This window comes from Serratia sp. PGPR-27, assembly GCF_022678525.1.
Taxonomy (GTDB): Bacteria; Pseudomonadota; Gammaproteobacteria; order Enterobacterales; family Enterobacteriaceae; genus Serratia; species Serratia nematodiphila.
Map to the genome: position 1 here is coordinate 42344 of NZ_JALBYS010000039.1, position 13379 is coordinate 55722.

General features: G+C 41.6%; 10 protein-coding genes. 1 reads left to right on the top strand and 9 read right to left on the bottom strand.

What is annotated here, in order from left to right; translation table 11 throughout:
- Nucleotides 1-331 precede the first annotated feature (331 nt).
- Nucleotides 332-3340, bottom strand: a complete 3009-nt coding sequence (locus MMS95_RS19310; protein ID WP_156865398.1) for a DUF4214 domain-containing protein — start codon at nt 3338-3340, stop codon at nt 332-334.
- Nucleotides 3341-3705: 365 nt separating this feature from the next.
- Here MMS95_RS19310 and MMS95_RS19315 point away from each other — a divergent pair, with 365 nt between their 5' ends.
- Nucleotides 3706-5007: a cellulase family glycosylhydrolase gene (locus MMS95_RS19315; protein ID WP_242142090.1), complete on the top strand. Its 1302-nt coding sequence runs from the start codon at nt 3706-3708 to the stop codon at nt 5005-5007.
- Nucleotides 5008-5127: 120 nt separating this feature from the next.
- Here MMS95_RS19315 and MMS95_RS19320 read toward each other — a convergent pair whose 3' ends face one another.
- The 8 genes from MMS95_RS19320 to MMS95_RS19355 all read right to left on the bottom strand — a co-directional run.
- Complete coding sequence (locus MMS95_RS19320) at nt 5128-5730, bottom strand: haloacid dehalogenase-like hydrolase (protein ID WP_060559056.1); 603 nt, start codon at nt 5728-5730, stop codon at nt 5128-5130.
- Nucleotides 5727-6311 (bottom strand): phosphoribosyltransferase, encoded by a 585-nt coding sequence (locus MMS95_RS19325; protein WP_242142092.1) that lies wholly within the window; start codon nt 6309-6311, stop codon nt 5727-5729. Before MMS95_RS19325 ends, MMS95_RS19320 begins: the two co-directional genes overlap by 4 nt.
- 1 nt (nt 6312) lies before the next feature.
- On the bottom strand, nt 6313-7443 hold the full coding sequence (locus tag MMS95_RS19330; protein ID WP_060559049.1) for a glycosyltransferase family 1 protein: 1131 nt from the start codon (nt 7441-7443) through the stop codon (nt 6313-6315).
- A 32-nt stretch (nt 7444-7475) separates the two neighbouring features.
- Nucleotides 7476-8909: an undecaprenyl-phosphate galactose phosphotransferase WbaP gene (wbaP, locus tag MMS95_RS19335; RefSeq protein ID WP_033633510.1), complete on the bottom strand. Its 1434-nt coding sequence runs from the start codon at nt 8907-8909 to the stop codon at nt 7476-7478.
- A gap of 105 nt (nt 8910-9014) precedes the next feature.
- The gene (locus tag MMS95_RS19340) at nt 9015-10100 is read right to left on the bottom strand and encodes a glycosyltransferase (protein WP_033633511.1); all 1086 of its coding nucleotides are present in this window, start codon (nt 10098-10100) and stop codon (nt 9015-9017) included.
- Nucleotides 10100-11161: a glycosyltransferase family 1 protein gene (locus MMS95_RS19345; protein WP_074469399.1), complete on the bottom strand. Its 1062-nt coding sequence runs from the start codon at nt 11159-11161 to the stop codon at nt 10100-10102. The genes MMS95_RS19340 and MMS95_RS19345 overlap by 1 nt, the downstream gene beginning before the upstream one ends.
- A 5-nt stretch (nt 11162-11166) precedes the next feature.
- A complete protein-coding gene (locus tag MMS95_RS19350; RefSeq protein ID WP_242142095.1) occupies nt 11167-12495 on the bottom strand; it encodes a hypothetical protein in 1329 nt (442 codons plus the stop codon).
- A gap of 1 nt (nt 12496) precedes the next feature.
- A partial coding sequence (locus tag MMS95_RS19355) for a glycosyltransferase (RefSeq protein WP_242142097.1) occupies nt 12497-13379 on the bottom strand: 883 nt, incomplete at its 5' end.

Sequence of the window (13379 nt, forward strand, 5' to 3'; positions counted from 1 at the left end):
AATCCTAAAAAGGGAAAAAATAAAATAAATCCTAAAGAACCCCCACCCCAGACATGCTCGAGACTGCAGATACTTTTTCTAACTATAGGTAGAGAAAGCGGATATCAGCAAGGCCGTAAGCAAAAAAAATCGCCTCACGAACCACAGAAAAAAACAAATGAAAACAGTAGGGTAAATAGTAGACAGGGCAAAGCGAGTTTAGTACGAAAGGGAATAAACCAGAGATAATGACGTGGTTCACAAAATTCAAAGAATACGGGGTGTTCACACACCCCGTATTATTTATTGGCTAACAGTTTCAATGGGAATTATTTCCCACTGGAACCCCTACTTACGCGTAGTGCAGAGTATCCACCAATTGCTGGTGGTTCTGCCCGGTCAGGTATACCACGGTATCGTTGAGATCCAGCGCATGGTTATCGTTGTTGTCGATAATCACATAAGAGCTGGCAGTATTACCGCCACCGCTGAATACTACGGATGCCACACCCACTTTCGACGTCAGCGAGTTGCTGCTGTCCAGACCGAGAATGCCGCCCAGCAGGCCGATAACGCCGTTGGTCAAACCGCCCACCAGCGTCCCCAACAGCGCATCCAATGTGTCTGCGGAACGAGTGCCGTAGTCCGCAACCGCCGTGCCGCTGGCGTCATTGGAGATAGTCAGACCGCCATGGTTAACATCGACAATCTTGTCTTTGAGGCTGCTAAAGTCCTTGATGGTCACACCCGCCTGCGTGTTACTCGCCTTGATGTCATAGATGTTGGCACCTGCGCCACCGGTCAGCGTGGTGTTGCCAATCACGCCCAGGGTATCGGCAGCACTGGAACCTTCTACGGTCAATTGGTAGCCGTTCAGGCCCAACGCCGACAGCACCGGCGCCAACAGGTTGGTGGTAATGACGCTCAGCGGCAGAATGTTCAGCAACTGAATGATGATACCGTCACCGGTACCGCCATGGCTGGAGTCGAGATTCAGCCCAGCGGTATTGGTGGACGCATTGATATCACGCACGTTGCTGAAACCGCTGCCCAGGGTCAGATCCAGCGCGTGATCACCGGTCACGTTGATGGTCTGAACCTGCGCATTGGTGCCGGCCAATGACAGAATGTTGTCAAAGCTACCTGTACCGCCTGAAGCCACGTTCACCGTGCTCAACGGAGTACCGCCAATCAGGCTGCTGCTGCTGTTCAGAGTGATGGCGCCAGCATTCACGTTGGCGGAACTCACCGCATCAAAGTTGATGTTGAAGTGATCGGTGGCGTTCTGCACGAAAGTGAAGTTCAGCGTACTGGCTGAAGTGGCGTCTCCTTTCACTTCCAGCTGCGCAGCGTTGCCGCCGGCGGCGTTGATGACGTTGACGTTAGCCAACCCGGAGATCACAAATCCTTGCGTGCCCAGATTGGTGGCCGCCGCGTTCTGCGTAACCGTGCCGCCGTTAGTCCCTTCCACCGTGGACGTTCCGTTGGTCAAGCCAAAGTCAAAGGTGTTGTTCGGCGTAGTAACGGTAGTGGTGGTCTGTGAACCACCGAGCGACGTCGTAATCAGCGTACCGACGGACTTGCCGATATAGCCGGTCAGGTCGATCTGCTCGAAGTTCGAGAAGTTGTTGGCGTTGCTGGTCACGGTGCTGGTACGAATGCCCAGGGCGTTTTGGTTGGTCACCACGGTTTTGGTGATGAAGTTGGCGGAAATGGAGTCCGTCCCCGTGCCGCCGTCAGCCTTGACGGTGTTGGCGACGGTGTTAGCTCCGCCGGAAACGCCGTTCCCTGCCCAGTGCAGGCTATCGTTGCCGGCACCAAGGTTAAACTGCGCCGTGCCGGCCGCAATGTTTGCCGTCGATGTGACGACTACGTCATCCGCACCCGAACTGGCATTCAGGATGACGTTGCCGTTATTGACGGTGATATCTACGCCTGGATTAACGCCGTTGTCAGACAGGTTGACCGTTGCTGCGCTGGTGCCGTTGATAGTCAGATTCGCCAGATGGTCGGCGAACTTCAGGTTCACGGTGCTGGCGGCATTGGCGTTCAGTTGGACATTCGTCAGTACCGCTGTTTCGGCGTTGCTGATTTGATGAGAAATACCGGTGTTCACAGTACCCGTAGCGTTACCACCGGCGGCTGTAGTCGTCAGGCTAGCCGCGGTTTTGTACAACAGGCTGGTACCGATATCAAACTCAAATGCGTGCTGCTGAGTGACAGTAACCGCGTCAGTAGCCGTTGAAGTCCGCAGGTCATTAATGATGGCTTGGGTAATAACCGATTTATCAGTCCCCAAAGCACTGTAAAGCGCCAGCTGAGCCGGCGTAGCTGCAGTACCGTGAACAGCGGTGTAAACATGTTGGATAAAGTTATCACCAGTCAGCTGTGCGCCTTTCCGCTGGAATTCATCAGAAGCTAATGCACTGGTAATAAACTTAGTATATGCCGCGCCAGATGCCAGATACTTGCTCCAGCTATCCAAACCTACGGCGTCAATGCCGCGCTCCGGCACGGCCAGGAACACAGCAGCAGCCTGTTCCTGGTAATTCAAGCCAGGCAAGCTGCCAGCGGTGTAAGCAGTTGTTGCCAGTGTAAACGCCTGTTTAGCGGCGGCATCAGAGCTGCTGACACTGCCACGCAACGAGTTGATGAAATCAACAATAACATCACCACGCGTTGCTCCGCCTTGCAGTTCCGTCAAGTAAGTATTTAACTCGGTGCTATCTGGCGGCCGTTTAAAACCTTGAGTAAAGAGCTTGGTAATAAAATCCTGATTACTCAAAGTGTTAATATAACTGCGCTCATTAACAAAACTCTGAGCGGCGACGGAGAATGTTCTGGAACCATCATTAATTGCCGCCCCCCAATAGTTGACACCCGCAGCTGATTGCACGGACCCAAGAACATAGTAGATCGCTAATACATCAGAAGCGCCATTACCGGCCGCGGCTGCAGTATTCGCCGAAGGATACAATACGGCATCGATTTTATTATCAAATGCAGTTTGTTGAGAAAGTATGGTTGAATCAAAGCCATTGTAATTTAAGAGATCACTGACTAAACCGCCAACGATATTTGCCGCGGGCTGCCCTCCAGCAAGCAAAGCAGCTAAAACACCGGCGCTAGGTGCTGAGCCATAAACGTTGGTATATATCGCACTCACAATATCGCTAGTACTCTTCCCGCTATATAACGCCTGACCTGCACTGGAAGAGAGAATCTGAGCGACATATTGCGCTGAAGTTCCACCATTTTCAAGAAGTTGCCCGGCACTATCGAACGTCGCCGCGGATGCTGCTTTACCAAGAACAGCATAGTAAAGCGCAGCACCAGTCTGCTGTGAGACAAGAGATGACATGTGTATTCTCCTAGAGAAGCCATTCAAAAAACGTTACAGACAGCAATTTGCCGCTGAAGAACAAAGCAAGAACAAGCAAAACAAAAATGCATGAAAATCAATGAGTCGTCAGTTTCAATACTCCTATGGTTAAAGCAGTAGATACATACAAAGAAAGTATCTAAATTCAATGATGTCAAGATGAGAAAGAAAATATAAAAATAATCCTAATAGCGCAGATTGATACTAATCTTTCCTGCATTTAGTTAACGAGTGATTGCTTAGCTAACATTAGGAATAACCTTAGTTACTTTCGCGCTTGAAAGCGTAAAAATACCTGTAAAACCAATCTATTATTTTCACACTGACCTCAGCGAGATAAGACGATGACGTTCATGAAACTGCCCCCCTTCTCTCTCAAATTTATACTCGGCACACTTCTTGCTACCCTGCCTCTGAAAATCGGTTATGCCTTCGAGATTGGCATTAACACACACCTACGCTGGTATCCAGAAGAGCAAGATCATTATTTGAACTTGATAAGTAACTATGGTTTTAATTCCTTTCGTGATGATTACCTTTGGGGGTTAGTTGAACAACAGAAAGGCACCTATCAACCTGTAGATAAACTTATACGTGTAGATAAGTCTCTCTTAGTTGCAAATAAAAACTATGGTATGAACCCCATTGCCGTTCTAGCCTATGGCAATGATCTCTATGATAAAAGTGGATATGCCAGCAACGATGAATCTATCGCAGCTTATGCAAATTATGCATACTGGACAGCAAAAAGATTTAAAGGAAAGGTCAAGTATTATGAGATCTGGAATGAGTGGAGTGTTGGCACCGGCACGCATAATAAATCACCAGCCCCTCCTCCAGCTCAGGTCTACTACAAACTCATCAAGCAGGCCTCTATAGCGATAAAGAGGGCAGACCCCGGAGCTATCGTGCTTGCAGGCTCCTTCGATCCTTTAGGAAACGATGGATTAAAATGGTCCGATGACTTGATAAAGCTGGGCATGCTCAATTATATAGATGGGATATCAATACATCCGTATAGCTTTAAATCCAGTGATAAATCGCTGACTACCCCGGAAGGAAACATTGAAAAAATCGATGGGTATCAAGAAGAATTGAAGAGGCTCGTAGGCAAAGAGGTCCCTATTTACATCACTGAAATTGGCGTACCAACCAATGCGGGGAAATTTGGGTACAGCGAGGACTATGTAGCCCAATATGTTGTCAAATATACTCTTCTTGCAAAAACCAGGGGATATATAAAAGGAGTTTGGTGGTATGACTTAAGCGATGATGGTGATAACAACCAAAATATAGAGCATAGATTTGGATTGCTCAGGAAAAATGGGAGTAAAAAGCCAAGCATGGAGTCATACGAGAAAATTGCCGATTTAATAAAAAATTATTCGGTAAAAAATTACAATGTGACAACCGATGGTAAAGTGAATTTAATCTTTAGCAATGGAAAAAAAGAAGCCAGGGTTAGTTGGAAAAAGAATGATACGCAGGAGGGAAGGAATTCCACAACGGGAAGAATAATGTCGCTCATGACGAGTAGTAAACCATCTTCGCAGAAAATTACGGCTCTCGTTATTGAAGACCCAACGCAAAAAAGTCAACCAGCGGTTAGCGCAGACACGCCAGTGATAACATTCGGCAACGAGTAAATCCGCATTAAACCAAATGAAAAATAACCTCCTTTGGACTCCTTTGGAGGTGGTTTAAAGCCGAAAAAAAAGCGAGACGATAAACACAGTCTCGCTTTTATCATTTTTAAAATAGTACCGTTATACTATCGTATAACGCCCTGCATTGAGCATGTCGGAAAATAATCTCTCGGACTTTATTGATGGAGAAACAATATAGGTAAACTTAGCAGCCATAGCTAACGGGATATCATCATAATGATCAGTAAAGAAAAGATCTGGTTCCTCAGAAAATTGCTCCCGAACGAATTTAAGCTTCACTACATTTAATGTTTCGACAAATTCACCTGAGTGGCAAAAATGTGCACATATAGTGACATCAAAATCATTAACTTCCTGAGAGAAAGAGGACACATAAATATCCGGCGCTGCAGTTGCCAAGCACTTAGTCGAATTATCACCTAGAACGAGCAAATCCTTTCGGAGAGAATGGCGGGCCAACCATTTTCCGTACTTCTTACCGACATAGGGCCAAAACTTGGTGCGTTGCTGAATCGCTAATAAAGCCACCTTAAATCCAACGCGATCCATTCTCCCAATTTTCCTGCATATGGCGAATTTAATAATAGAGAATAAAAAATACCATCTAAGGAAAAAAATAGAGATGAAAAAAGACAGAACAACCCATACTTTAAACGTGTTAAATGGCACAAGTGTGCCATCAAGATCATATACGGATTTCAACCTTTTCTCCTAACATCACTAGCCCAGGGATAACGAATAAGATAGCCCTTATAAAGATAAAAATCTGGAATAAAAGCAGGCTCGTCAAATGTGACATTTAACGCAGCAGTTTTAACGACCGAATCCGATGAAAGATACGGTTGGAGAAAATTGATGCAATCAATAAACGTACCACCACTATCAACAGCATCATCAACAATTAGAATTCTCTTACCTTTTCGCAGGTGTTCCAAGTCGCCGGAGATATGCGCCACAGCTCCTACTGACAATATTCTTCCGGATTTTCTGAACTTACGTTCGTTGAATTTTATTTCCGCTATTCTCAATAAGTCATTTATCGGCCTTGGGAGGAAAGGCAAAAAAGAAGCCATTCTGAACTTGGACTTCTTCTTAGTAGAACTTCGCTGCCTTTTTATTATAACAAGCGGAACATTAATTTTTTTCCCAATTTCCTCAGCGACATAGCGTCCACCAGTGGCAACACCAATAATAACATCAGGGGAAAATTCTTTAATTATTTCTTTAGACAACCGATCACATAACGAATCGAAATCTTTGCCGATAGCCGTAATAACTTTCATATCAAAACTTTCCTATGATATTTTCATAAACAGAGTAAGTCTCCGTTGCGCATCGCTGCCAACTGAAAGTATCAGCTCTTCTTAAACCTTTTTCTGACAAAGAGGCACGTAACTGAGCATCATTAAAAACATTCTCCATAGCACTAACTAACTGAGAAAGGTCATTTGGATTAACCAATAATGCTGCATCACCAGCTATTTCCGGGCAGGAACCTGCGGTAGAGGTGATGACAGGAGCCCCGCAAGACATCGCTTCTAGAATAGGCAAACCAAATCCCTCGGCAAAACTTGGAAATACCAGGCAAAGCGTGTTGTTATACAAATGAACAAGGTCCTCATTCGAGACACCTCGAAGGACTTTTATTTTATCCGGGTTATTAAATATTTTATTTTCCAAGGCAGGATTAGGAAATGCCGGATCGAACCCTCCAACCAAAACTAACTGCACATCAGCATCGGCAAGTCTCTCGAATGCAGCAATAACACTATCAATATTCTTAATCGCGGCAAACCGCCCGACAAAAAGAAAATATGGCTTAGTCACACCCAGACTAGCGATTACATCATTAGATTTTACTTTATCTTTCACGTGGAACTGCTTGCTCGCAGCTTCGTGCACAACCGTAATTTTATTTTCATTAACACCGAAGTTCTTGATTATCTCATCTTTCGTATAATGAGAAACTGCAATTATATGATCTGCTTTTTTTAAACTAGGCGGCGTGAAAATTTCCAATCCTTTAGTCAACTTAGGATTGAAGTACTGTTTGTGCGTACGGAACATGACATCATGAACAGTCACAACATGTTTCGTACTTCTGGTTGTAACCAAGGGTGATAAATAATTTGTATGCAAGAGATCGCATTTATTGCGCCATTCAGCAAGTGCAAATCCGCCGAGAAGGTTCATAGGCGTCCAACCTGATATCAACTTCTTTATTTCTACACGATTATCATTTAAGAAAGGTTGCCCAGCCTGCTTAGTTAAAACAATGGCAGGATCGTCCGCCAGAAGCAATAACTTATCATCGCGATTTATGCACGAAACCAAGTTATTCGCCAATTCTATTGTGTACGTTCCAGTCCCTTGACTAACCTTTTGCATAAATCGGCTATCGAGTGCGATTCTCATTATCCATTCCCATAAAATAAACTATTATAAAGTTAGTATGCGCCATCACGCTTTAATACAACACCTATAGTTTTAAATAGAATCGCAATGTCATTCCAAAGCGCCCAATTCTTAACGTACCATGCATCAAAATACACGCGCGTGTCATAATCAATATCATTACGGCCACTGACCTGCCACAATCCTGTCATTCCTGGCTTCGCCATGAAGTAGTAATCGACATCACCTGCATAACGTTCCAATTCTTTTTCAATAACCGGTCTTGGGCCAACTAGACTCATTTCACCACGAAGTACATTCCACAATTGAGGTAACTCATCCAGGCTTGTCTTTCTAATAAAAGCACCAATCTTTGTAATACGTGGGTCGTTTTTCAATTTAAAGTCTTTATTCCATTCTTCTCTGGCCTCAGGATCTCGCTCCAATAAATCTGCAAGTACTTCCTGAGAGTTTAGAACCATCGATCTGAACTTTAAGCATTTAAATTTCTTTCCATTGTGCCCCACTCTCTCATGCCCATAAATAGGACGACCACCATCTCTTGAAACTTTGTAAGTCAAGAAAATCAACACGGGAGAAAGTGCAACCAAAATAAGAGATGAGCCAATAATATCAAATGTGCGCTTAATGAAGCGTGATGAACGCTTGGCTAAATTATTGCTTACCCGCAGAATCATTACTTCATGACTAAAAATAAATGACATATCGGTGCCATAAAGAGGAACACCACGAAGAGTTGGGATAACAGAAACCGACCGACAATTATGCTTAGCCAGATCTTTCAACCACCAATCACGTAGCGCATGTTGTTCAAATTCAAGTGCGACGATAAATTGCGTACTCTCAACATTGACACAACGCCACAGCTCTTCTTCCGAATTAATGACCGGGATGCCAAAATAATTATCTTCGCATGGTTTATCCGTACACACAAAGGCAACAACTTCAAATCCAAGAACTTCTTCACTTTGCAATGCTGCATAGGCTTCAAAGGCATTTCTTCCCGAGCCAATGATTATGGTTTGTTTTTTCCACAACCCCATCTTGTTAAGGATTTTTTTTGTTAATGCTCTCCCCAACGGCACTAAAATAATTATCAACATCCATGATAACACCCAAACTGAACGAGAAAAGTTCCACTTAGAAAATGCAACTAGAGCTAAATCAAGAACAGCAAAAATAACTAGCGTTCTGAGAACTTCCTTGAGCTCAAACCAAAATGGCTTTCTATATGTGTAGTGTCTAAGCCTTGTCCAGAACCAAAGAACACACACTACAGATATAACAAACTGCGCAACAGAACGAATAAAAAACTCATCCTGAGGTATATAATTATTTAACCCATCAAATAATTTGTAAAGAATGAAATACGAAAGATAGACCGATATGTTAAAAAAGAAAATATCTGACAATGCTAGCATTAGTTTTGTCGTAAAATCGCCAAAAAAAACATTTGTTTTTTTCATTATGCATCCCGAATACTATTTTATAAAATTCAACACGTTATAGAGACAGGTAATTACCGAACAGCGAGTCAAATTAATTTCATATGAATTAGATAAGCTAGATATTTATTTTATAACTTCACGATAAAGTGAACTTACTTTCTGTGTCATAAAACAGCTTTTGAAGTTTTTACTGTAATTATCATAACTTCTTTCGCTCATCGTTTTCCAAAAATCCAAATTTTTATCGCAAATAACGGTAGAAAAACCTTTTATATCCCCATAATCAACTAAAAAACCTGTGACACCATTTATAATAATTTCTGGCAGTGAACCTCGTTCAAAAGCCAGAACGGGTAAACCGTAACTTTGCGCCTCTACGGCAACAAGGCCGAAGGCCTCCCAACGACTTGGCATCAGTAAGACTGTTGCATGGAAAAAATAAGGTGCAATATCTTCATACTTCAACCAGCCTATGTACGTTATTTTTTCACCATATACAGGAAGACTCTTATACTCTATAACATAGTCTCCGATCACAGTGATATGTATATCCTCATTCTGAGAAAGCAAATTGGTTATATTTAGAACGTGATCAAAACCTTTCTGGTGATCCGTCCGTCCAACAAAGAGAATATTCTTTTTATTCGCGTATTTATAAGGGCTTTTTTGCGTTACTATCAAAGGATCTTGAACACCATTATAGATAATGACTAAACGCTCTGGATTAAGCCCCCATTTTATGGCTTCCCTATATTCATATTCACTGACACAAATAGTTTTATCCGTCACTTTCTCTAGCATGCGCTCAATAAATGCGTAGACTCGCTTTTTATAAACAGGAATATCCATTAAGAAAGCAAAGGCATGCGGACAGTAAATCACTTTGGGGTGATAAAAAACAAATATTATAGGCAAAGCCAAACGGCATAAAAAGCCAGCAAAACTACTGTGTAAATGAATTACATCCGGTTTTTTATTTAAAACAACTCGCAGAAAACAAAACAGAAGCAAAAATAATGACATGGTATTTCTTCCAGTTCTATTGAATGGAGAAAGCACATGTTCTCTAACACCAACCAGTTCAGATAACTGTTGTCTCGGAACAATGCATAATACCTCATCTTCAGTATCTTGCTGTTCCATAACCAGTTGTCGCATGATTGTCGCAACACCACCCTTTATTGTTTCGGCGACATGCAATATTTTCACTAATCACTCCAGGGCTTATCTTTTGCGTAGCCTTCAAGTATATTATTTATTTTATTAGCCGACGCCAACCAATTAAATCGCTTAGCGTTTTCAAAACCTCGTTTAATCAGTGAATCCCTTAAACCACCATCATGGTATAGTTTCTCTATCTGTGAAATTAAACTTTCAGAACAAGTTGGTGAAAAATAAAGCGCACTGTCGTTCAACACTTCCGGCATTGATGCTGTATTAGATGCAATAACAGGACAACCGCAAGATTGAGCCTCAAGCAATGGAATTCCGAAACCTTCATAGAGGGATGGGAAAACGAAAGCAAAGGCTCCTGAATAAAGCACTGCCAGTTCCTCATCAGTAACTCGGCCATAGTACTTTATATATGAATTATTACTCACTGCAGAATAGGTAACTGTTGAAAAATTTCTATTCGATGCACCGACAATTTTTAACTCCAAACCTAAACTATTATTTATTTTTTCAAAACTATCAATTATCAGTTTAAAATTCTTATGAACGCTTGGAGAAGATACACATAGAATATATGGATTGTCTGGCTCAGTAATTTTGCGTGGAAAGAAAACCTCAGTAGCTGCATTATTGACAACATCAATATTCTCAATTCCGTAGGCCCGCTCTATTTCATTTCGAGAAAAATCACTGACAGTAATGATTTTTTTCCCTCTTTTTAAAAGCCACGGTGAAAAAATTCTATAAAAAAATCTAAAACCTAGTGAGTAACTTTTGGGATAAACTCGATAAGTTATATCATGATGAACAATGATATTGTTAAAGAACCCTATTGGAGCGGTATTACAAAAACTTAAAAGCACATTTCCATTTCGCACCATAAAGAGAAATAACTCTGTTTGCTCCCATAACTGTCCGGATAGGCGCCCGATTCTCTTTATATTAAACGCCTTAGTAATCTCATTATCTGGCGTAGTTTTAGGGCAAAGCACAACAATATCATCTCGGATCTTAATCAAATTAAGTAAGATTTGAATAGCAAAGCGTTGAACGCCTGTCACCTCTTGCGTTAAAAAACGGCCATTAACATAGATCACAATCGTTAACTCACTTTTGTATAAACTGGATTAGCACTGCCCTCCTCATCGGAGTATTCTTCCGGTTTAAGTGAAACTAAAAGCGCAGTTATTATTATCGGGAATATATAACCAGGATAGTTGGTAAATGGATTATTATAGGCAAAATTTGTTAGCAATGATATCAACCAGTACAAATAGACACCGTGTGGTAATACGGTAGATGTCTTCTTATACAAACTAACCAACAGTAAAAAAGCACCGAAAATAAATACCAGTACGCCAACAAATCCATAATTTGAGAGAAGGTAAATGTACAAACTGTCTAGCGGAATCGCCGTTGTATTATCTTCAACCCCAACCATACCACTACCGTTCACAGCATAACCAGAGCCAAAGTAAATAGAGTAGGCTGAATCTAACACTTGCTCAATATAAAGAATACGCAAGAAAATACTGTTTTCGGCGTATGTATTTTCCTTTGAAGAAAACACTTCATATATAAATGTGTTAGTAACGGAAAGGAAAAAAACAATGGAAACAACAACAGTAATCCAAGTAATGAATCTCAACGCTCTCTGATTCGAGACAAGTCTATTAATAATCATATAAAGAACATAAATTACCATCATCACGAAAGCTGTTTTTGATGTAGAGCAAAGAATGCCTGCGATCATTAAGAATGTAAATAGCGCTCTTCGCTTGGCTGAAACAAATGAGGCAAGAGCGAGGCCAAAGAAAAGATATTCACTGAGGCTGAAAGGTGTTGTCAATAAACCCAGAGCTCTTAAATAACCATCTGTAGTGCGTAAAACAAGGCCATTGTCTTTACCAAACGCGGTTAACATCGGGCCAGGATTGAACCCCAGAACCTGGAAAATAAGCTCTGCCGAGAAGAACTCAGCAATAGTGGCTAACGCATTAATCGAACAAAAAATAATATAAAACTTAATAAAAACAGATACTATGTTTTTTTTCTCTTCAGTGCTAAACATACTCGCTAACGCTGCGATCAATATTGCCGAAATTGCGAAGAGTTCAACTCGAAACTGTATAGCAATCCTTGTCATATCAAATTTTGAAAAGAGTAAGGTCGCCAAAATATATGAAAGGATAAAAAAACAAATCGCTAAAAGCGTTAGCATCAATGTGGTGAACTGCCTACCTGCCTTATATCCATTTGCAACAAAAAAGAAAATCATCAACAACGGAAATACTATCGAGAAGAAATCTTTATAGAGCAAGATCAAACGTGTAGTATTATAAGCAAAAATTGTAACCAGCCCATTTAATGAAGCTAATGCCAGGTACGTCAGAATAAAAAATATAAATATCTTTGAGGTTGATGTGTTCATTTTAGTTATTGTAAACCTCTACATATCGTTTCGCGATATTATCAATATCAAAACTCTCCACGACGCTGCGTTCTTTGTGCGTGCGTGTATCTTCAACTTTGAAAGAGTTTAGCGGCCTAACATTACTACTCATGGCAGCTATTTCTGAAATCCCCCCCATGAAATTAGTATAGACAATCTTCCCAGAAAGCGCACACTCCGCAACTGAACGCCCAAATGGTTCATTCCATTTTGTTGGCAGTATAACTGCATCAACATTTGCCATAAATTCTTCTACCGCAATAAAACCAAGCAGTTCAACATTTGACTTTTCCGCCAAAATTTTCATGGCATTACCTTCATCGCCATTAAACCTACCTGCCGCATAAAACTTGACATCTGCCCTATTCTTATATTCATCTGCAAGGCGACAGTATTCATCGAATCCTTTATCGCTAGTAAGGCGACCTATAAATCCGACTCTAAAAGTTGAACTTTCTCTATCTTCAAAGCGAAGCGGTTCTATCGGATTATAGATAACCGAACATCTATCTTCATTAAAAAATCCGTTTGTAGTATGCAAATCAGAAATATAACGACTGATTCCAACAAAACTGAAAACGGCTTTGCTCTTCCACTTTTTAAAAAATGAGAAAAACCTCACACTCAATTCTGACGTACTCATCACCTTGCCATGTTTGAACAAGGTCGAGTTAGGATGAAAGAGATAGTAATCTCTCGCGGTATGAACCAGTTTCACCTTACACTCTTTCACCGCATCCCACGCAGAAATTGAAAAACCGCCCAGGTTATTAGTATGCACAACGTCTGGAAGAAAGTTTTTTATTTCCTCTTTCACCGCATGCTTCATTGAGAAATTGTACTGATCTTTTGCATGCCATACT

Excerpts from the sequence above, each read along its gene's own strand:
- MMS95_RS19310 (WP_156865398.1), bottom strand. The coding sequence starts at position 3,340 with ATGTCATCTCTTGTCTCACAGCAGACTGGTGCTGCGCTTTACTATGCT.
- MMS95_RS19315 (WP_242142090.1), top strand. The coding sequence starts at position 3,706 with ATGACGTTCATGAAACTGCCCCCCTTCTCTCTCAAATTTATACTCGGC.
- MMS95_RS19325 (WP_242142092.1), bottom strand. The coding sequence starts at position 6,311 with ATGAAAGTTATTACGGCTATCGGCAAAGATTTCGATTCGTTATGTGAT.
- MMS95_RS19330 (WP_060559049.1), bottom strand. The coding sequence starts at position 7,443 with ATGAGAATCGCACTCGATAGCCGATTTATGCAAAAGGTTAGTCAAGGG.
- wbaP (WP_033633510.1), bottom strand. The coding sequence starts at position 8,909 with ATGAAAAAAACAAATGTTTTTTTTGGCGATTTTACGACAAAACTAATG.
- MMS95_RS19350 (WP_242142095.1), bottom strand. The coding sequence starts at position 12,495 with ATGAACACATCAACCTCAAAGATATTTATATTTTTTATTCTGACGTAC.